Raw genomic sequence first — 20,607 nt, 5'->3', positions numbered from 1 at the left:
ATGGCACTACTATCAAAAAAAGATACAAATCTTATTACGGATCCATTAGCGGACAATAACCCAATTACTATACAGGTATTAGGTATTTGTTCTGCATTGGCAATTACAGCAGAATTAAAAGCATCGTTGGTGATGGCAATTTCTGTAATGTTCGTATTAGGTGCAGGTAACGTGGTAATCTCATTAATGAGAAATATTATACCATCAAAAATTAGAATTATCGTTCAACTTATTGTTGTTGCAACGTTGGTAATTATTGTGGATCAGGTACTAAAAGCTTTTGCTTATGAGTTAAGTAAAACCTTAGCGGTATTTGTTGGTCTTATTATTACGAACTGTATTATTATGGGGCGTTTTGAGGCATTTGCATTGGCAAACGGACCATGGCGTTCATTTTTAGACGGTATTGGTAACTCTTTAGGTTATGGTGTAATCTTAATAATAGTCGGTTTCTTTAGGGAACTATTAGGTTCTGGAACATTATTCGGTATTCCTGTATTAGGAGATCCAATCGAGAAAACAGGACTATATGCTACAGGTTATGAGAATAATGGATTTATGATTATTCCGCCAGCGGCATTAATCGTAGTTGGAATCATTATTTGGGTACAACGTTCAAGAAACCCTGCGCTTGTAGAAGAAAATTAAACGACATTTAAGTAGAAATTATGTTAGAACATGTAGAATTATTTTTTAAGTCCATCTTTATCGATAACATGGTGTTTGCCGTGTTCTTAGGGATGTGTTCTTATTTAGCGGTATCCAAAAAAGTAGCTACTGCGGTTGGTTTAGGTGCAGCTGTTATATTCGTATTGGCGGTAACTGTACCAATGAACTGGTTGTTAGATAAGTATTTATTACAAGACGGAGCCTTAGTTTGGTTGGGTCCTGAATATGCGGATTACAACCTTAGCTTTCTATCTTTTATCCTATTCATTGCTACCATTGCAACAATGGTACAACTGGTAGAGATTGTGGTAGAGAAATTCTCACCTTCTTTATATAACTCATTGGGTATTTTCTTACCATTGATTGCGGTAAACTGTGCAATTCTTGGTGGTTCTTTATTCATGCAGGCAAGAGAAATTGAAACCTTCGGATTGGCATTTAATTATGGAGTTAGTTCTGGTATTGGTTGGTTCTTGGCAATTTTAGCAATTGCGGCTATTCGTGAAAAAATTAGATATAGTAATGTTCCTGCTCCTTTAAGAGGTTTAGGTATTACATTTATTATTACTGGTTTAATGGGTATCGGCTTTCAAAGTTTTGGAGGTATGTTAACCGGCGGTGGAGATGAAACTGAAGAAGCTAACGAACAAGTAAATCAGGCGGTTCAACCAGAAATAGTGACTCCTGTAGAAGAAGTAGTAGTAGATAAGAACGAAGAAATTGACGAAAAGGTGATTTCTTATAACGACGTAAACAAATAAATATGATTTTAGCTGCAAGTACTGGCGGAACAATACTAATAACTGTTGTCGCATTTCTAATACTGTTGATGGTGTTAGTGGCATTGCTTCTGTTTACCAAACAAAAACTTTCTCCATCTGGTCCAGTGACCATTACGATTAATGGAGAAAAGAAAATTGAAGTTGCATCTGGTGGATCTTTGCTATCTACTTTAGGTAACCAAAAAGTATTTTTACCATCTGCCTGTGGTGGTGGTGGAACATGTATTCAATGTGAATGTCACGTGCTTTCTGGTGGAGGTGAAGCTTTGCCTACGGAAACTCCTCATTTCTCTAAAAAAGAATTGAACCATGGTGCTCGTTTAGCCTGTCAAGTTAAGGTGAAGCAAGATATGGAGATTACCATTCCAGAAGAGGTGTTTGGTATTAAGAAATGGCCTGCAAAAGTTGTTCGTAATTATAACGTAGCATCTTTCATTAAAGAATTTGTAGTTGAGATTCCTGAGGATATGGGCTACAAAGCCGGTGGTTATATTCAAATTGAAATTCCTGAGTGTGAGGTTAAATATTCTGATATTGATATTACAGCACACCCAGAGGAACATGAAACTCCGGATAAATTCCAGGCAGAATGGGATAAATTCAACCTTTGGCCTTTGGTAATGAAGAACCCAGAAACGGTAGAAAGAGCGTATTCAATGGCTTCTTTCCCTGCAGAAGGTAGAGAGATTATGTTGAATGTTCGTATTGCTACTCCACCATGGGATCGTGCTAAAAATGGTTGGATGGATGTAAACCCTGGTGTTGCATCATCTTATATTTTTAACCTAAAGCCTGGTGATGATTGTACTATTTCTGGACCTTATGGTGAGTTCTTTATCAATGAGTCAGATTCAGAAATGCTTTACGTAGGTGGTGGTGCAGGTATGGCGCCAATGCGTTCTCACTTATATCACCTATTCAAAACATTAAAAACGGATCGTAAGGTAACGTATTGGTATGGAGGTCGTTCTAAAAGAGAATTATTCTATTTAGATCATTTTTATAAATTAGAGGAAGAATTTCCTAATTTCAAGTTCTACTTGGCACTTTCAGAGCCTCAAGAAGAGGATAACTGGAAAGTGAAAGAGAATATAGATGCTCCTGGTGATGGTTTTGTTGGTTTCATTCACAATTGTGTAATTGATAACTACTTAAGCCTTCATGAGTCTCCAGAAGATATTGAACTTTATTTCTGTGGACCTCCATTAATGAACAAAGCTGTTCAGAAGATGGGTGAGGATTTCGGTATTCCAGATGAGCATATACGTTTTGATGACTTTGGAGGATAATCTTTTAAGTCTTAAATAAATAGTATAAAAACCGATATGTAATGTATCGGTTTTTTTATAAAAAAGATATTTAAATGCATGTACTAACAGAACAAGAACTTCATAATTTAGCCATGAATATTGTTGGAAAACAATTGGAAGAAGCGGGATTTGAATTTTTAGCCGTTAATAGTGAATTGCGTAAGAATCCACAATTTGTGTGCACTAAGGACAAAAAGATGCGCTTTGTTGTTGTAAAGGCTATTGAATATCCTGGCGACCCAAAGGAAATGGACTTCTTTATGTCTGACCTTAAAAAAATGAAGGATCATGCCATTAAATTTGAAGCTACCACATTTTATGCAGGGGTAGGTTTGGTTAATGCTACAGATCACAATTTACCGGTTTACTTAGATGAAGAATATATAGTGGACTATGATGGTCTGGTTGAGATATGAAAAGATACATTTTAGCTATTTTAGTAACTGTAGGCTCTTTGCAGTCATGTAAACAGGATAAGGGAGATTATGTACGCAATCAGAATACTGGCGGAGCCCTTGGTACTTCTTACAATATTATCTCCATTACTTCTGAAAAAAATGATTTACAGAGTGAAATAGACTCAGTATTTGCTGTAGTAAATCAATCTTTGTCAACTTATATTCCCGAGTCCGATATTTCAAGAATTAATAGCGGAGATACTACCGTTGTTGTTGATAGGATGTTTCAAGAGGTATTGAATCTATCTAAATCCATACATCAAGAAACTGGCGGTTTCTTTGATCCTACAGTAGGTACGTTAGTCAACGCTTGGGGTTTTGGACCTGAACGCCAAATCTCTATGGACAGTTTAAAAATTGATAGTTTGTTGAACTTTGTTGGGTTGGATAAAATTACTTTAGATGATAATAATCGTATTGTAAAAGCTAATCCTAATATCTATTTGGATTTTAACGCCATTGCAAAAGGATATGCTATAGATAGGTTAGCGGCTATGTTAGATGCTAAAGGTATTGATAATTATCTTATAGAAGTAGGTGGTGAATTGGTTGCAAAAGGTAAAAATACAATTAAAGATAAGTTTTGGACAGTTGGTATTGATGATCCTGAAATGGAAGGGAGTAGAGCTACTAAAATACTAATTCATTTAAACGATAAAGCATTAGCTTCTTCAGGTAATTACCGTAAGTATAGGGTAGATGAAGAAACCGGTAAAAAGTTTGTGCATACCGTAAATCCAATAACAGGATATACACAGATTTCAAATACGCTTGCGGTTACCATTTTAGCTGATAATTGTGCTACTGCCGATGCGTATGCTACTGCATTTATGGCTATGAATATAGATGATGCTTTTAAACGTATTAATGAAAATGAAAAGTTAGAAGCTTATATCATTTATGTAGACGAGAATGGCAATACACAAGAGTTTTCAACAGAAGGTTTTAAATCGGTTGTAGTTAAATAGCTATTTTTTTACAAGCGGAATAATTTCTCCCTGAGCTAAACGATATCTATCTATTTTTTCTTGGCTCATAATTTTGGTAAAGTCTATTTCTTCTACCGTAAAACCTATATCTCTTAATTTATCAAAGTAATCTCTACCATAAATACGAACGTGATCATATTGGCCAAATATTTTAGCGCGTTCAACTTTGTCGGTTATGGTATCATCTTCATAAGTCGCTTCTCTGTTCAAATCTTGCGGAATTTGAAAAATACCCCAACCACCAGGTTTAAGAATTCTATATAATTCAGACATTGCTTTCGTGTCATCTGGTATATGCTCTAATACATGGTTACATAGAATAACATCAAATGTATTGTCTTCAAATGGTAGATTGCAAATATCTGCCTTGACGTCTGCCAATGGTGAATTAAGGTCTGTGGTAACGTAATTTAGATTCTTTAGTTTTCTAAATCTTTTATAGAAAGCTTGCTCTGGTGCAAAATGTAATACATGCAGCGGAGCTGTAAAAAAATCAGTCTCCTCTTTCAGGAATAACCACAGCAAGCGATGACGTTCTAAAGATAGAGTGGAAGGAGAAAGTACATTTTCTCTCGGACTTTCATATCCATAAGGTAAAAAGCTACGAAAAGTATTTCCGTCAATAGGGTCTTCGTAAGTGCTACCACGGTAATATGCTTTAAAGAAAGGCTTTACCAAATAGCTAAGGGAAATTAATACAGGCCTTGGAACAAGGTTAAGAAAAAATTTAAAAATTTTCTTCATCTGTATTTTCTAACTTTTCATGGTAGATGAAGTAAACTCATCTTCCTCATCACTAACAATACCTAATGCCTCATAAATGTATTTGAAGGTAGAAAGTAACTCTGGTTTTCCGTTTACAATAGCAACATCATGTTCAAAGTGAGCGCTAGGTTTACCATCTGCCGTTAGAATTGTCCAACCATCTTTAAGTTGTTTAATGTTCTTTGTTCCCATGTTTGTCATAGGTTCAATGGCAACGGTCATTCCCTCAACAAATTTCTTTCCTCTGCCACGTCTTCCATAATTTGGCATTTCTGGACCTTCGTGCATTTTTCTACCAAGACCATGACCTACTAATTCTCGTACCACACCATATCCGTGATCTTCAGTGAATTTTTGGATAGCATATCCAACATCACCAACACGGTTACCAACTTTAAATTCTCGTATGCCTACGTACAACGATTTTTTAGTGACCTCAAGTAGTTTTTCAATTTCAGGACTAACTTCTCCTACCTTAAAAGTATACGCATGATCTCCGTAAAACTCATTTTTTAAAGCTCCGCAATCAATAGAAATAATATCCCCTTCAACCAAAGGGGTGTTATTTGGAATACCATGTACCACCTGAGCATTTGGGCTCATACATAGAGAATTTGGAAAATCATATAAGCCTAAGAAACCTGGCACTGCACCATGGTCGCGGATAAAAGTTTCAGCCAAAGCGTCTAACTGTAGTGTGGTAACTCCTGGTTTTACCTCAGAGGCAATCATTCCTAATGTTTTAGAAACAATCAGTGCACTTTCACGCATTAATTCAATTTCTTCGGCTGTTTTTAATTTAATCATAAAACGAATTACTTTCGGTTGTGCCCAAATTTAAACCAATGAATTTTGGGTCATATATTTTGATTTTTCTACACCCATTAATTTTAAGATTGTAGGTGCTATATCTCCTAAAACACCATCTTTAATTTGGTGAATATCTTTATCCACTAAAATTAATGGAACAGGGTTAGTAGTGTGTGCCGTATTTGGAGTGCCGTCTTTGTTAACCATTGTTTCGCAATTGCCATGATCTGCAATAACAATAACAGAGTAATCTTTATCTATAGCTGCTGTAATGACATCTTTAGCACATTCATCTACCGTTTCGCAAGCTTTTATTGCAGCCTCCATAACACCTGTATGACCAACCATATCAGGATTTGCGAAGTTTAAACAAATGAAATCAACATCTCCTTTTTGAATTTCAGGAATAATTTTATCCCTAATTTCATAAGCACTCATTTCTGGCTGAAGGTCATATGTAGCAACTTTTGGCGACGGGCATAGTATACGCGATTCGCCTTCAAAAGGAACTTCTCTACCACCATTAAAAAAGAAAGTAACATGTGGATACTTTTCTGTTTCGGCAATACGTATTTGTTTTTTGCCAGCATTGGCTAAAACCTCTCCTAATGTCTCAACAATATTATCTTTATTGTAAACAACGTGAACATTATTGTAAGACTCGTCATAGTTTGTTAACGTAACATAATACAAGTTTAGTTTGTGCATGTTCTGTTCATGCATATCAACCTGACTTAATACTTGTGTTAATTCTCTTCCACGATCCGTTCTAAAATTAAAGAAGATAACAACATCGTCTTCTTTTACAGATGCTACAGGCGTACCATCTGTATTGGTCATTACAATAGGTTTTATAAATTCATCTGTGATATCGGCATCATAACTTTTTTGAATAGTTTTGCCAATGTCAGTAGATTTTTCTCCTTCTGCATTTACAATAACATCATAAGCTTCTTTAACTCGTTCCCATCTTTTGTCGCGATCCATTGCGTAATATCTACCAATAACCGTAGCTAGTTTTGTGTTTTTATCAGCACCAAAGTGTACAATATCCTCTAAAAAACCTTTTCCACTTTTTGGGTCAACATCCCTACCGTCTGTAAACGCATGTAGATACATGTTTTCAACTCCAGATTCTTTGCCCGCAGCAATTAACCCTTTAATGTGATTGGTATGGCTATGAACGCCACCATCACTTAAAAGACCTAAAAAATGAACATCTTTATTGTTCTTTTTAGCATATTCAAAAGCGCTCTTTAAAACAGGTTCAGAACTTAAAGTATTCTCTTTAACCGCCTTATTAATCTTAGCCAAATCTTGATAGACAATTCTGCCGGCACCTAAATTCATATGACCAACTTCGCTGTTACCCATTTGTCCTTCAGGTAGCCCTACATTCATACCATCTGTAAGAAGGTTAGAATTAGCATATTTGGTATATAAACTATCTATAAACGGAGTATTGGCTTTATCTACGGCAGATACGGATGGGTCAGGAGATTTACCCCATCCATCTAATATCATTAAGATTACTTTTTTGTTCATCTTCATAAGGTTTTAGGAGTACAAAAATACTATGATCTACCAAGTTAAGCTACTAGATGACCTACCTTTTTTATTTTGATAGCGTAACACAACATTTTTCCAATTTCAATGAAGATTTGTTTGTTAAAGTTTAGTTATAACATTGTTAAAGGATGAAACAATTTGTGCTGACCGGCGTCTTTTATTTGTACACTATTGTACTCATCAATTAAAATTAATCATCATGAAAAAAGTAATTCTAACATTATCTATGGTAGCTCTTACCATGGGCACGACAGTAATGGCTGCAGAAAATACAAATCTTTCAACAACAACTGAAATTGACCTTGTATCACGAGTTGATATCAGCTCATTTTGTAAAGCGGTAATAAAGGGCGATTTGGAAACTGTGAGTCGTTTAATAGATTTAGGGGAGGATGTAAATCAAAAATCTTTAGGAATGACACCTGTAATGTTTGCCGCACGTTACAATAAAGTTGAAATATTACAGATCTTAATTAAGAATGGAGCCGATTTAAAAATACAGAGTAGTCATGGACATACAGCAAAGCGATATGCTGAATTATCTAATGCCACAGAGGCTCTCAAATTAATCGAAACGTCGATAGGAAGTTAATTCTATTCTGATTTTTCTCTACTTGTACATACGAATCCTTATGCCTGGTTTTTAAATATAATGGGTCATAGGGATTTTTCTATATTTACGAATTGTTAAATATTTATTATTTCTTTCTTAAAATAGTGTTATTAATATAATTGTATACGTAAATTTACGTTATCAATAAAATTATTAATTAAAACAACATAAATATTATGAAAAATTCAATTTCAATTTTGTTATTCATTAGCGTGTTCACTTTAACTGGGGCTTATGCAAATACAAATAATCTTATCAATTTAAACGAAACTATATCAGTTTCGGCAAATGATGAAATTAGCTCATTGTGCAAGGCGGTAATGAAGGGGGATATTGACAAAGTTAGAAGTCTTATCGCTATAGGGGAAGAATTAAATGAAAAGTCTTTGGGGCTAACACCTGCAATGTACGCTGCCAGATATAATAAGTCAGAAGTTTTAAAGGTGTTATTGTTGAATGGTGCTAATTTAAGTATTAAAAGCGACCAAGGTTATACCGCTAAAGATTACGCTAAGATGTCTAATGCAAAAGATGTGTTAGAGGTAATAAAACAAGATTCTTAATTGTAAAGAACAAACTAAAGAAAGGCTCATTGAAATTTCAATGAGCCTTTTTTAATACTAATAATTCTACTCCAAATAGTGTTCAGGTAAAAGAGTAAAACGAATTAAAAATCAAATCCATTTGCCGCTCTGACAACAAATGCATACATTGCCGAAAATATCATTAAGGCACAAAATACAGAGTAGACTTTTAAAAGTGTAACCAATATTATTGGCCTACAGTTCTCAAACGCCTGCACGTACAAGTTTCTGAAATGTGTAATTGTTCCCATTATAGTGTTCTTCTATGATTAAATCATAGCTATAAAAGGTAAATGATAAATGGTAATATTAACTTGGGACTTCGGCAAATGTATACAAATATATGTACCGAGTATGGTCATATAGACCAAGTGTATAAAAAAACCGATTAACCTTGGTTTTTGTACTTGTCTATAGCTTCTTTAATTTTTTCGATTCTATTTTCAGGATCAGGGTGGGTACTTTGAAACTCGGGAGTACGGTTTGGACCACCTGCTGCCTTTAAAATTTCCATCACCTTGATCATTTCATAAGGATCATAACCAGATTGAATCATAAATAGTACGCCTAGTTCATCGCTTTCTAATTCATCACCACGACCATTTTTTAATAAGGTATTCTGACCTATGCTTCCTAGTATACTACCCATATCTCCAGCACCAACTGTGGCGCCCATAGTAGCGGTTTGCCATGTTTGGCTGTCTGCAATTCTTTCTGCGGAATGCCTACCTATTACATGACCGATCTCATGACCAAGAACTCCGGCTAGTTGAGCTTCGTTAAGTTGGGAAAATAATGCATAGGTTATAAAACACTGTCCGCCCGGTAAAGCAAAGGCATTTATAGTTTGGTCATCTGCCAACAAATGAAAATCATATTGATATGGTGTTTCTCGTGCTATGCTGTTTTCAACTAATTTATTACCAACAGATTCCACAAAAGCCTGTAAACGTTGGTCAGGGTAGAGCCCGCCATGTTGTTGTGCCATTTCTGGGGCACTTTGTAAACCAATAGCGATTTCTTGATCAGAAGACATGGTAATATGTTGCGAGCGACCTGTATATGGGTTCTCTTCGGTATTACTACATTTTTGTATAAATGCAAAGGCAACAATTGCCAAACCGATAAATATTCTAATTTTCCAACTTCCTCTTCTCATGGTAATGTGTTATTGTACAGGTTCTAATGTACGAAATGCTTATAATAAGTTTCTATTGATATCTAATATATTATTTTGAATGTACGTTTTTAAAAAGTTCATGGTAAAATGCTCTGCCCCGTAATAATCTTCTCTAATTATAATTGAAGCGACATTTTTACTTCTAAATTGTTCAAGCATTGGTACTGATAGAGGGGCGTAGCTGTAATGCCAAGGCTCATATTTAAAACCTCTTCTTTTTGGTTCGTCTGTGTAAACTAGAAAAAAGCCATAAGTTTCAGAATTTTCATCCATCCACTTTTTAAAATCTACGTAAGGGCCGTCACCTTCATATTTATGAGGCACCAATACATCCCCGTCCACTTTTCTATAGCCGTCTACTACATCAATGTCTGTACCCCAATGATGTCTGCTGGTACCAGGTATAGTAGAATATTCTATTATTTTATTAATAGCATCTATTGGGTTCATGCCATCGTCATCTGTATATCTTAAAAACTTACGTTCAAAAATAGCTGCTTGTCTATCATAACTTCTAAAACTTGAAACTATTTTTAGATCAATACCATCTTTATATGCGGCCTTCTTCATTTCCAGAAAAGCATCATGAGCTTCTTTTCTAAGATTGATGTCTTTACCGTACAACTTAATATCTTCTTTGCCCATGAGTTCTAATATACCATACTCGGTTTCTTCTTGTATAAAGAAATTAGGGGCAAGGGCAAGGGCTAAAGCTGCCGAACTACTTCTATTGATAAATGTTCTTCTCTGCATAATTATATGTTGTGTTATTCAATGCAAAAGATTTGCCAAACTATACCAAAAGAGAAAAACTTTTGAAAGTTGTAAATCATGCAATCTTAAAGTAAAAGTAATAAATATTGAGTGGAATAGAATTTAACATCAATTTTCCGCGTAGGAGGTAAGATATAAATAGCCTTGATGCTTATATTTTAAATCATTCAGTTTTACAATATAAAAATAGATGCCTGAAGGTAGGCCGGTATTTCTAGTTACTACGCTGTTTACATTAGAAATGCCGGTAAACTGATCCCTATATCCATTCATTGAAAAAACGAGTCTACCATACCTATTATAAATTTGTAATTCGTTATTTGGTGAACCTTCAATACCTTCAATCTCTAAGAAGTCATTTATACCATCACCGTTAGGAGTCATGTAATAATTATCTAACATAATGTTATCTAAGACTCCTAAAAGGTCAGCTTTACCGCCAATAGTTATAATTTCATAATCGCTAGGTATAAATTCTTCGGAAGTTATTGAACCATTGGTAAAATCACCTTCAACATTTGTATTGCCTAAATCAACCCAAATTTTATCATCAACACTCCAGCCTACCACTTTTATATCTGTAATGTCAACTCCAAATAAGTGAGCATAACTTTCTTCGTCCCAAGTTAAGGTCACTTTTGATGGGATCATACTTTCTAAATGCCAAAATTCATATTCACTAATAGCTAATGCTTCATTCTCTTTGATGAACGTACTAAAGCTTGTTGCAAATACACTTGGTGTATTTGGGTCTTCATAATAGTAAGCAGCTTTTGCGTAATCGTTAGCAGTGGTTGATTCTATGGTCAAAGGACGTATTTTATCAAAATGCCCTATTGGAAATGTAAATTTAGATTTATTACTAATGGCAGTGTAGCCATCAACCTTTGTGAAATTAGCTTCTCCTGTATAAAAGGAATCATTTATAAAATTTATATTTATTTCGGATGCTGCTCTTGATGTAACAATATCGCCCACAATAAAGTTTGCGTTATTTTGAACTCCTACAGTATTATCAATATACAGGTCATAATCTACTGCAACTTCAAAATCGTAAAAAATAGGATTAGACCCGCCTGAAATGGTCAAAGCCTTATCAAAAGAATAAAAACCTACTAGTCCTTTGTTTTGATTAAATGCACCATTATTGATAACATCCATATGAAAACCAACAATTCCATCATCATGAATTTGAATATTACCATGATTATGCACTGCATCTTGTGCTACAATTGTATTTTGTAGTAGTAAGAAGGCAAATATGATTTTGAATAATTTCATGATTTTAGTAGGTCATTGTTATATTAGAAATAGAGGCATCTACACCGTGAAATGACGAATCAAAATACAGTGGGTTGGTAGCTTTTTTAGATGAAGAAAATATGACAATATCGTTCTTCAAATAAGTTACGTTACCTAGACAATCTATATTTATGGTTAGCTTATCTCCTGCAGAATAACCGCTAACATAGCCTAAGCTTGCTCCGTTTTCTCTAATTTGAATATTGCTGTTCGTTACCATATACATGGCGTAATCTAAATTAGTATAGGATGCACTTGTAGAAGGGGTAGTACTTAAACCGATCATAACGTATTTGTTAGATTGATCGGCAATCCAGTCTAAGTGACCGCCAGTTGTTGCGCTAATTGCATGTGCTGGAGAATATCCTTGCGCATTCCAACCAGCAGTAGCTGTCTTTGTCAGTGTATTTCCATCATAGGTCATAGAGCCTGTCAGGACCATATCTGCAATGGCTATACTATTGGTAGTTAGATTTGTTGATGCCTGCAGTACAAACCCTCCAACTAATGTGCTGGCACCCGCATTGTTAGTTACTGTAATATCATAGTTGCCAAACGAAGAACCAGAAGTAACATTTGCAGTTATTTGAGAAGAACTGTTAATAACTACTGAATTTACTGTCTGTCCTGTAATAGCAACTGTAGAAGCACCGTCAAAGTAGGCACCTTGAATGATAACATTTCTGGTTTCATTAGTTCCGAATAAAGTACAATTGCCGGTTCCGGCATCAGAATTTGAAACAATAGGAGTATTACCTGGAACAGTTGGCAAGAAGTCTACATCTGGGTCAACACCATTAGAAAATGTAAAAGAACCATCAGGGTTGGTAGTAAAAGTTGGTTTAAATGACGATACAATATAGGGATCTGCCGAAGTCCCTGAACCGGATATGCTAACATTTCCGTCAGATATTATTTTAGTTTCATTCCCCTCTGGGGTAAGTTTTTGCCATGAACTACCTGTAAATTGATACAGAAAGCTGTCATCGGAATTGTAAATTAATGATCCCTCGTGCGGACTTACAATTGCATTTATTTCAGCTAAAGTAGCCGAGTGTATAGCTACCAAGTCACCTGCGGTAGGTGCTTGTGAAAAACCTAACCTGGCAATTGAAATTAATAATATAATCAGTATTTTTTTTATCATTTATAAGCTTCAAAAATTACAACTACACCATCAGCAAAATTGTCGGCATTTAAACTGAATCCATCAGCATTAAAACTAGTTACCGTTGCTGTGGTTAAACCTAAGTTATCTCCATTTTGATTTGAATATCGTAAACCTATACAGTGTGTACTAGAGGCGTATCTTGAAATGTCGTTTATAGAATTACCGCTACCTCCATTATATATAACCTGTTCAGCAAACGATCCATCGTCATCTCTTGCGAAACCACTCATGCTTCCATAAGCATTAGGTAAACCTGTTTCATTGTTTATGGTTCCATTATCAGCGTCTAAGTTGTAATCTTCAACATTGGCATACGCGGAAAATGTAATAGATGTAGGCTGAAAAGGGATTCCGGTAATGGTAATAGCTCCGGTACCAGTAATTCTGAAAGTTCCGGCATAGGTGTTTTTTCTCTCCATCGTATTCCACGAACTGCCATCAAAAACATACACTTTATTATCGTCTGTGTTAAAAACTAGAGCGCCTTGAGCAGCGTTTGTCGTTGCATTAATTTCGCTAGTAGTGCCCGTTGTTAAACCAACAAGTAATCCGCTATCTAATTGGGCGTAGGTTACTATGCTAAAAAGAAGTGTTATAGTATATGTGATATTTTTAAATAAACTCATATTATAAATCTAAAACAGTAAACATAAATTCAGAATCGAAACGACTTCTATCTGTGCCACCATTATCGTTATCACCAATGATTACCTCAAAACTGGTCGCGGTTTGGTTAGAGTAGGAGATACCTGGGTCATCATTACCTGCACCTGCTCTACCTGGTTGTGTTAATTGAATAATATAATCTGAATCAGACACTGAACCTGCTGGTAATGTTACTCTGTAATAGCCAATGCTTATTCTTGTAACCGTAACTCCGGTGGTTGCTTTAGTAATTGTACCGGTAGAACTAATTTTGCCTATTGCTTTAACAGGGTTGAAATTGTCTACCCATTCCGTACCTGTAGCGGTAGATGTCAGTACTTGTCCTGCAGTACCGGCAGAATCATTTTCATCTAATACTGCACCTTCTAATTCTAAAGTTTCGTTTACTATTACAGAAGTGTTGTTAGATGTTTCTTCAACTTTTAAAGCTTCAATACCGCCAACACTAAATGAAATTTCGTCTGCAGCCGGTCTGTACATACCCGTATTGGTATCATTTGAAAATCTGTAAGAAGGCTCGCCAACAGTTCCATTTGAATTAAGCATGCCCTGAGAACGAATTGCACCAGAAACCTCTAACTTATTTGATGGTGTATTTGTTCCAACACCAAAACTATTGCTACTATTATTCCAAAATAATTCCGAATTGTTTTCAGTGGCAGTTCCGTCAGTATCAGCAAAGAAAACAGAACCTGTAGTGCCGGTTAATTTAAATCCAGAAAGGTTTACACCTGTTGCTCCGGCTTCCGCATTGGTTAAGGTAAGAATGTTAGAAGTAGCATCTAAGTTCAGATCAGAAAGTTCGTTCGTTGCCGAGATATCTTTGTCGGCACTATCGTGCGCTGCAATTGCAGTTGCATTGGTCGAGATATCGGTAGCATTTGCAGCTATTGCGGTATTCTGTGTAGTTTGTTCCGCTTCAAGAGTATCTATATCTGTAGCATTTGCAGCTATAGCGGTATTCTGTGTTGTTTGTTCCGCTTCAAGAGCATCTATATCCGTAGCGTTTGCAGCTATTGCAGTATTCTGTGTTGTTTGCTCCGCTTCAAGGGTATCGATATCAGTTGCGTTTGCGGCGATAGCGGTGTTTTGTGTAGTTTGTTCCGCTTCAAGAGTATCTATATCCGTTGCATTTGCAGCTATAGCGGTATTCTGAGTTGTCTGCTCCGCTTCTAAAGTATCGATATCGGCAGTATTCTGATCAACATCCGCTCTTATTGCAGTGTCGTCATAAGCCAGACCGCTAATGTCTATAGTTTGGTCACCACCAAGATCCGTGACCGTAAGGTCAGTTCCGTCGAAACTGATACCTGTATTGTATTCGTTAGAATCACTTAAATCCCCATCTGCAGTATTGTGCGCTGCAATTGCAGTTGCATTGGTCGAGATATCCGTTGCGTTAGCAGCGATAGCGGTGTTTTGTGTAGTTTGTCCCGCTTCAAGAGTATCTATGTCTGTTGCGTTTGTGGCTATTGCAGTATTCTGTGTAGTTTGTTCCGCTTCAAGAGTATCTATATCCGTTGCATTTGCAGCTATAGCGGTATTCTGAGTTGTCTGCTCCGCTTCTAAAGTATCGATATCGGCAGTATTCTGATCAACATCCGCTCTTATTGCAGTGTCGTCATATGCAAGTCCGCTAATGTCGATAGTTTGGTCACCACCAAGATCCGTGACCGTAAGGTCAGTTCCGTCGAAACTGATACCTGTATTGTATTCGTTAGAATCACTTAAATCCCCATCTGCAGTATTGTGCGCTGCAATTGCAGTTGCATTGGTCGAGATATCCGTTGCGTTTGCAGCTATAGCGGTGTTTTGTGTAGTTTGTTCCGCTTCAAGAGTATCTATATCCGTTGCATTTGCAGCTATAGCGGTATTCTGAGTTGTCTGCTCCGCTTCTAAAGTATCGATATCGGCAGTATTCTGGTCAACATCCGCTTGGATAGCAGTGTCGTCATAAGCCAGACCGCTAATGTCTATAGTTTGGTCACCACCAAGATCCGTGACCGTAAGGTCAGTTCCGTCGAAACTGATACCCGTATTGTATTCGTTTGAATCACTTAAATCACCATCTGCAGTATTGTGCGCTGCAATTGCAGTTGCATTGGTCGAGATATCCGTTGCGTTAGCAGCGATAGCGGTGTTTTGTGTAGTTTGTTCCGCTTCAAGAGTATCTATGTCTGTAGCGTTTGCAGCTATAGCGGTATTCTGTGTTGTTTGTTCCGCTTCAAGAGCATCTATATCCGTAGCGTTTGCAGCTATAGCGGTATTCTGAGTTGTTTGTTCCGCTTCAAGAGTATCTATATCTGTAGCGTTTGCAGCTATAGCGGTATTCTGAGTTGTCTGCTCCGCTTCTAAAGTATCGATATCGGCAGTATTCTGGTCAACATCCGCTTGGATAGCAGTGTCGTCATAAGCCAGACCGCTAATGTCTATAGTTTGGTCACCACCAAGATCCGTGACCGTAAGGTCAGTTCCGTCGAAACTGATACCCGTATTGTATTCGTTTGAATCACTTAAATCACCATCTGCAGTATTGTGCGCTGCAATTGCAGTTGCATTGGTCGAGATATCCGTTGCGTTAGCAGCGATAGCGGTGTTTTGTGTAGTTTGTTCCGCTTCAAGAGTATCTATGTCTGTAGCGTTTGCAGCTATAGCGGTATTCTGAGTTGTCTGCTCCGCTTCTAAAGTATCGATATCGGCAGTATTCTGGTCAACATCCGCTTGGATAGCAGTGTCGTCATAAGCCAGACCGCTAATGTCTATAGTTTGGTCACCACCAAGATCCGTGACCGTAAGGTCCGTTCCATCAAAACTGATACCTGTGTTGTATTCGTTCGTAGCGCTCAAATCCCCATCGGCTGCATTATGCGTGGCGATGTCAGTAGCGTTTGTGGCTATTGCTGTATTCTGAGTAGCCTGATCCGCTTCAAGTGTATCGATATCTGTAGCGTTTGCAGCTATAGCTGTATTCTGTGTTGTCTGCTCCGCTTCTAAAGTATCGATATCGGCAGTATTCTGATCAACATCCGCTCTTATTGCAGTGTCGTCATATGCAAGTCCGCTAATGTCGATAGTTTGGTCACCACCAAGATCCGTGACCGTAAGGTCAGTTCCGTCGAAACTGATACCCGTATTGTATTCGTTTGAATCACTTAAATCACCATCTGCAGTATTGTGCGCTGCAATTGCAGTTGCATTGGTCGAGATATCCGTTGCGTTAGCAGCGATAGCGGTGTTTTGTGTAGTTTGTCCCGCTTCAAGAGTATCTATGTCTGTAGCGTTTGCAGCTATAGCGGTATTCTGAGTTGTTTGTTCCGCTTGAAGAGTATCTATATCTGTAGCGTTTGCAGCTATAGCGGTATTCTGAGTTGCTTGCTCAGCTTCAAGAGTATCTATATCCGTTGCGTTTGCAGCTATTGCAGTATTCTGTGTTGTTTGCTCCGCTTCAAGGGTATCGATATCAGTTGCGTTTGCGGCGATAGCGGTGTTTTGTGTAGTTTGTTCCGCTTCAAGAGTATCTATATCCGTTGCATTTGCAGCTATAGCGGTATTCTGTGTTGTCTGCTCCGCTTCTAAAGTATCGATATCGGCAGTATTCTGATCAACATCCGCTCTTATTGCAGTGTCGTCATAAGCCAGACCGCTAATGTCTATAGTTTGGTCACCACCAAGATCCGTGACCGTAAGGTCAGTTCCGTCGAAACTGATACCTGTATTGTATTCGTTAGAATCACTTAAATCCCCATCTGCAGTATTGTGCGCTGCAATTGCAGTTGCATTGGTCGAGATATCCGTTGCGTTTGCAGCGATAGCGGTGTTTTGTGTAGTTTGTCCCGCTTCAAGAGTATCTATGTCTGTTGCGTTTGTGGCTATTGCAGTATTCTGTGTAGTTTGTTCCGCTTCAAGAGTATCTATATCCGTTGCATTTGCTGCTATAGCGGTATTTTGTGTTGTTTGCTCAGCTTCAAGAGTATCGATATCTGTAGCGTTTGCAGCTATAGCAGTATTCTGTGTTGTTTGCTCCGCTTCAAGGGTATCGATATCCGTTGCATTTGCGGCGATAGCGGTGTTTTGTGTAGTTTGTTCCGCTTCAAGAGTATCTATATCCGTTGCATTTGCAGCTATAGCGGTATTCTGAGTTGTCTGCTCCGCTTCTAAAGTATCGATATCGGCAGTATTCTGGTCAACATCCGCTTGGATAGCAGTGTCGTCATAAGCCAGACCGCTAATGTCTATAGTTTGGTCACCACCAAGATCCGTGACCGTAAGGTCCGTTCCATCAAAACTGATACCTGTGTTGTATTCGTTCGTAGCGCTCAAATCCCCATCGGCTGCATTATGCGTGGCGATGTCAGTAGCGTTTGTGGCTATTGCAGTATTCTGAGTTGTTTGCTCCGCTTCAAGAGTATCTATATCCGTTGCGTTAGCAGCGATAGCGGTGTTTTGTGTAGTTTGTTCCGCTTCAAGAGTATCTATGTCTGTTGCGTTTGTGGCTATAGCGGTGTTTTGTGTAGTTTGTTCCGCTTCAAGAGTATCTATATCCGTTGCGTTTGCAGCTATTGCGGTATTCTGTGTTGTCTGCTCCGCTTCTAAAGTATCTATATCTGTAGCATTTGCAGCTATTGCGGTATTCTGAGTTGCTTGCTCAGCTTCAAGAGTATCTATATCCGTTGCGTTTGCAGCTATTGCAGTATTCTGTGTTGTTTGCTCCGCTTCAAGGGTATCGATATCAGTTGCGTTTGCGGCGATAGCGGTGTTTTGTGTAGTTTGTTCCGCTTCAAGAGTATCTATATCCGTTGCGTTAGCAGCGATAGCGGTGTTCTGTGTTGTCTGCTCCGCTTCTAAAGTATCGATATCGGCAGTATTCTGATCAACATCCGCTCTTATTGCAGTGTCGTCATAAGCCAGACCGCTAATGTCTATAGTTTGGTCACCACCAAGATCCGTGACCGTAAGGTCAGTTCCGTCGAAACTGATACCTGTATTGTATTCGTTAGAATCACTTAAATCCCCATCTGCAGTATTGTGCGCTGCAATTGCAGTTGCATTGGTCGAGATATCCGTTGCGTTTGCAGCGATAGCGGTGTTTTGTGTAGTTTGTCCCGCTTCAAGAGTATCTATGTCTGTTGCGTTTGTGGCTATTGCAGTATTCTGTGTAGTTTGTCCCGCTTCAAGAGTATCTATGTCTGTTGCGTTTGTGGCTATTGCAGTATTCTGTGTAGTTTGTTCCGCTTCAAGAGTATCTATATCCGTTGCATTTGCTGCTATAGCGGTATTTTGTGTTGTTTGCTCCGCTTCAAGGGTATCGATATCCGTTGCATTTGCAGCTATAGCGGTATTTTGTGTTGTTTGCTCAGCTTCAAGAGTATCGATATCTGTAGCGTTTGCAGCTATAGCGGTATTTTGTGTTCTTTGGTCAGCTTCAAGAGTATCGATATCTGTAGCGTTTGCAGCTATAGCGGTATTCTGAGTTGTCTGCTCCGCTTCTAAAGTATCGATATCGGCAGTATTCTGATCAACATCCGCTCTAATAGCAGTGTCGTCATATGCAAGTCCGCTAATGTCGATAGTTTGGTCACCACCAAGATCCGTGACCGTAAGGTCAGTTCCGTCGAAACTGATACCTGTATTGTATTCGTTAGAATCACTTAAATCCCCATCTGCAGTATTGTGCGCTGCAATTGCAGTTGCATTGGTCGAGATATCCGTTGCGTTTGCAGCTATAGCGGTATTTTGTGTTGTTTGTTCCGCTTCAAGAGTATCTATATCCGTTGCATTTGCAGCTATAGCGGTATTTTGTGTTGTTTGCTCAGCTTCAAGGGTATCTATATCCGTTGCGTTTGCAGCTATTGCGGTATTCTGAGTAGTTTGTTCCGCTTCAAGGGTATCAATATCGGTAGCGTTTGCGGCGATAGCGGTGTTTTGTGTAGTTTGTTCCGCTTCAAGAGTATCTATATCCGTTGCATTTGCAGCTATAGCGGTATTCTGAGTTGTCTGCTCCGCTTCTAAAGTATCGATATCGGCAGTATTCTGATCAACATCCGCTCTAATAGCAGTGTCGTCATATGCAAGTCCGCTAATATTAGTACTAACATCCCCACCGGCATCCGTTACTGTTAAGTTTGTTCCGTCAAAAGAGATTCCTGTATTGAAATCATCTGTAGCATCTGTGTCTAAATTTGCAGGTAGGTCATTTAAATCGTTGAAGCTACCTGAAAAATCATCAGCTGCATTTTGGTCAAATGCTGATAAATCAACTGTTGTGGCATTTGGATCGTTAGACAGTGTTAATACTCCCGAGGTATAATCTAAAGTCTGAATTTCGTTTTGGTCATCTGCATCTGCATCGTCTACATTGATTGCAATTGCATTACCATTGTCAATACTAATATTCCCAGGCGTATTGTCCGTTTGTAAATTTTGGTTGTCGGTTTCTGCAATGGCAATAATCGTTTCTAAACCGTTTTCATTGGTGTAAGTGTATGTACCGTCACCATTATCTGCAAGAGTGGATATAGTTTGTGCTGCTCCATTGAAAGTTACATTGTTTCCGTTTCCGTCAGAAAGTGTAATGGTACCATCGCCGTTATCAGTGAATGAAAATGACGGAGAAGAATTACCGTCGCAAAGGTTTGTCCAGATCAAACCGTTGTAATAATGAACACATTGGGTGTCGGTATTATAAACTACGGCTCCGTTCAGCGGGGTAATGGCTTGCATTTGTGCAGTAGTGAGTCTGGTAAGTACAAATGCTTTATCTGTACTTTCTAGCTCTACAATGGAAGCGGAATCAATAATATTGGGATTTTCGCCAATTTTTACCTGGGCATTTGCACAGAGGGAAATTAATACGAAAAATAGGAGCAATTTAATTTTTGTAGACATCGTAATATTAGGGGAATAGTTAACATTCACAAAAATAGAACGACTTTTGTAGGAAAATTAGAATTTGTTGTGTAGGTAGA

17 protein-coding genes are annotated in these 20,607 nt (G+C 37.9%); 7 read left to right on the top strand and 10 right to left on the bottom strand.

The features are described from left to right. The 5 genes from UH1x_RS04000 to UH1x_RS03980 all read left to right on the top strand — a co-directional run bounded on the left by UH1x_RS04000 (position 1) and on the right by UH1x_RS03980 (position 4,187). Positions 1-648: an NADH:ubiquinone reductase (Na(+)-transporting) subunit D gene (locus UH1x_RS04000; protein ID WP_036156129.1), complete on the top strand. Its 648-nt coding sequence runs from the start codon at positions 1-3 to the stop codon at positions 646-648. A gap of 20 nt (positions 649-668) precedes the next feature. Further along, positions 669-1,430, top strand: coding sequence for an NADH:ubiquinone reductase (Na(+)-transporting) subunit E (gene nqrE, locus UH1x_RS03995; RefSeq protein WP_482625260.1), 762 nt, complete (start codon positions 669-671; stop codon positions 1,428-1,430). A 2-nt stretch (positions 1,431-1,432) separates the two neighbouring features. Next, complete coding sequence (gene nqrF / locus UH1x_RS03990) at positions 1,433-2,740, top strand: NADH:ubiquinone reductase (Na(+)-transporting) subunit F (RefSeq protein ID WP_482625258.1); 1,308 nt, start codon at positions 1,433-1,435, stop codon at positions 2,738-2,740. A 74-nt stretch (positions 2,741-2,814) separates the two neighbouring features. Beyond that, a complete protein-coding gene (locus tag UH1x_RS03985) occupies positions 2,815-3,177 on the top strand; it encodes a Na(+)-translocating NADH-quinone reductase subunit F (protein ID WP_482625257.1) in 363 nt (120 codons plus the stop codon). Next, a complete protein-coding gene (locus UH1x_RS03980; RefSeq protein WP_482625255.1) occupies positions 3,174-4,187 on the top strand; it encodes an FAD:protein FMN transferase in 1,014 nt (337 codons plus the stop codon). The genes UH1x_RS03985 and UH1x_RS03980 overlap by 4 nt, the downstream gene beginning before the upstream one ends. Here the strand turns inward: UH1x_RS03980 and UH1x_RS03975 are convergent, their stop codons facing one another. Genes UH1x_RS03975 through gpmI form a run of 3 tightly spaced genes read right to left on the bottom strand, consistent with a single transcriptional unit; the run spans position 4,188 to position 7,328 of the window. Further along, entirely contained in the window at positions 4,188-4,952 is a 765-nt protein-coding gene (locus tag UH1x_RS03975; protein WP_482625254.1) for a class I SAM-dependent methyltransferase, read from the bottom strand. A gap of 9 nt (positions 4,953-4,961) precedes the next feature. Then, positions 4,962-5,780 (bottom strand): type I methionyl aminopeptidase, encoded by an 819-nt coding sequence (map, locus tag UH1x_RS03970; protein WP_482625252.1) that lies wholly within the window; start codon positions 5,778-5,780, stop codon positions 4,962-4,964. Between the two features lie 30 nt (positions 5,781-5,810). After that, positions 5,811-7,328, bottom strand: coding sequence for a 2,3-bisphosphoglycerate-independent phosphoglycerate mutase (gpmI, locus tag UH1x_RS03965; protein WP_482625250.1), 1,518 nt, complete (start codon positions 7,326-7,328; stop codon positions 5,811-5,813). A gap of 223 nt (positions 7,329-7,551) precedes the next feature. On the opposite strand from gpmI, the gene UH1x_RS03960 reads away from it, so the two are divergent. Both UH1x_RS03960 and UH1x_RS03955 read left to right on the top strand, forming a co-directional pair. Continuing rightward, complete coding sequence (locus tag UH1x_RS03960; RefSeq protein ID WP_482625248.1) at positions 7,552-7,944, top strand: ankyrin repeat domain-containing protein; 393 nt, start codon at positions 7,552-7,554, stop codon at positions 7,942-7,944. Positions 7,945-8,141: 197 nt separating this feature from the next. Beyond that, a complete protein-coding gene (locus tag UH1x_RS03955; RefSeq protein ID WP_482625247.1) occupies positions 8,142-8,528 on the top strand; it encodes an ankyrin repeat domain-containing protein in 387 nt (128 codons plus the stop codon). Between the two features lie 104 nt (positions 8,529-8,632). Here the strand turns inward: UH1x_RS03955 and UH1x_RS03950 are convergent, their stop codons facing one another. The 7 genes from UH1x_RS03950 to UH1x_RS03920 all read right to left on the bottom strand — a co-directional run bounded on the left by UH1x_RS03950 (position 8,633) and on the right by UH1x_RS03920 (position 20,527). Beyond that, the gene (locus tag UH1x_RS03950) at positions 8,633-8,800 is read right to left on the bottom strand and encodes a DUF6747 family protein (protein WP_482625245.1); all 168 of its coding nucleotides are present in this window, start codon (positions 8,798-8,800) and stop codon (positions 8,633-8,635) included. A gap of 137 nt (positions 8,801-8,937) precedes the next feature. Then, entirely contained in the window at positions 8,938-9,708 is a 771-nt protein-coding gene (locus UH1x_RS03945; RefSeq protein WP_482625243.1) for a M48 family metalloprotease, read from the bottom strand. A 39-nt stretch (positions 9,709-9,747) separates the two neighbouring features. Beyond that, entirely contained in the window at positions 9,748-10,482 is a 735-nt protein-coding gene (locus tag UH1x_RS03940) for a M15 family metallopeptidase (protein WP_482625242.1), read from the bottom strand. A gap of 129 nt (positions 10,483-10,611) precedes the next feature. Continuing rightward, positions 10,612-11,784, bottom strand: a complete 1,173-nt coding sequence (locus tag UH1x_RS03935; RefSeq protein ID WP_482625240.1) for a T9SS type B sorting domain-containing protein — start codon at positions 11,782-11,784, stop codon at positions 10,612-10,614. A 4-nt stretch (positions 11,785-11,788) separates the two neighbouring features. Then, a complete protein-coding gene (locus UH1x_RS03930; RefSeq protein ID WP_482625238.1) occupies positions 11,789-12,952 on the bottom strand; it encodes a hypothetical protein in 1,164 nt (387 codons plus the stop codon). After that, a complete protein-coding gene (locus tag UH1x_RS03925; protein WP_482625236.1) occupies positions 12,949-13,602 on the bottom strand; it encodes a hypothetical protein in 654 nt (217 codons plus the stop codon). Before UH1x_RS03925 ends, UH1x_RS03930 begins: the two co-directional genes overlap by 4 nt. A 1-nt stretch (position 13,603) precedes the next feature. Continuing rightward, positions 13,604-20,527, bottom strand: a complete 6,924-nt coding sequence (locus UH1x_RS03920) for a beta strand repeat-containing protein (protein WP_482625235.1) — start codon at positions 20,525-20,527, stop codon at positions 13,604-13,606. Between the last annotated feature and the right edge of the window lie 80 nt (positions 20,528-20,607).

Source organism: Maribacter sp. UH1, from assembly GCF_056839145.1.
The sequence above is the reverse complement of the archived record's forward strand: the minus strand, read 5'-3'. Positions and strand labels throughout refer to the sequence as shown.

Coding starts and splice junctions, on each gene's coding strand:
- UH1x_RS04000 (WP_036156129.1), top strand. CDS start 1: ATGGCACTACTATCAAAAAAAGATACAAATCTTATTACGGATCCATTA.
- nqrE (WP_482625260.1), top strand. CDS start 669: ATGTTAGAACATGTAGAATTATTTTTTAAGTCCATCTTTATCGATAAC.
- nqrF (WP_482625258.1), top strand. CDS start 1,433: ATGATTTTAGCTGCAAGTACTGGCGGAACAATACTAATAACTGTTGTC.
- UH1x_RS03985 (WP_482625257.1), top strand. CDS start 2,815: ATGCATGTACTAACAGAACAAGAACTTCATAATTTAGCCATGAATATT.
- UH1x_RS03980 (WP_482625255.1), top strand. CDS start 3,174: ATGAAAAGATACATTTTAGCTATTTTAGTAACTGTAGGCTCTTTGCAG.
- UH1x_RS03975 (WP_482625254.1), bottom strand. CDS start 4,952: ATGAAGAAAATTTTTAAATTTTTTCTTAACCTTGTTCCAAGGCCTGTA.
- map (WP_482625252.1), bottom strand. CDS start 5,780: ATGATTAAATTAAAAACAGCCGAAGAAATTGAATTAATGCGTGAAAGT.
- gpmI (WP_482625250.1), bottom strand. CDS start 7,328: ATGAACAAAAAAGTAATCTTAATGATATTAGATGGATGGGGTAAATCT.
- UH1x_RS03960 (WP_482625248.1), top strand. CDS start 7,552: ATGAAAAAAGTAATTCTAACATTATCTATGGTAGCTCTTACCATGGGC.
- UH1x_RS03955 (WP_482625247.1), top strand. CDS start 8,142: ATGAAAAATTCAATTTCAATTTTGTTATTCATTAGCGTGTTCACTTTA.
- UH1x_RS03950 (WP_482625245.1), bottom strand. CDS start 8,800: ATGGGAACAATTACACATTTCAGAAACTTGTACGTGCAGGCGTTTGAG.
- UH1x_RS03945 (WP_482625243.1), bottom strand. CDS start 9,708: ATGAGAAGAGGAAGTTGGAAAATTAGAATATTTATCGGTTTGGCAATT.
- UH1x_RS03940 (WP_482625242.1), bottom strand. CDS start 10,482: ATGCAGAGAAGAACATTTATCAATAGAAGTAGTTCGGCAGCTTTAGCC.
- UH1x_RS03935 (WP_482625240.1), bottom strand. CDS start 11,784: ATGAAATTATTCAAAATCATATTTGCCTTCTTACTACTACAAAATACA.
- UH1x_RS03930 (WP_482625238.1), bottom strand. CDS start 12,952: ATGATAAAAAAAATACTGATTATATTATTAATTTCAATTGCCAGGTTA.
- UH1x_RS03925 (WP_482625236.1), bottom strand. CDS start 13,602: ATGAGTTTATTTAAAAATATCACATATACTATAACACTTCTTTTTAGC.
- UH1x_RS03920 (WP_482625235.1), bottom strand. CDS start 20,527: ATGTCTACAAAAATTAAATTGCTCCTATTTTTCGTATTAATTTCCCTC.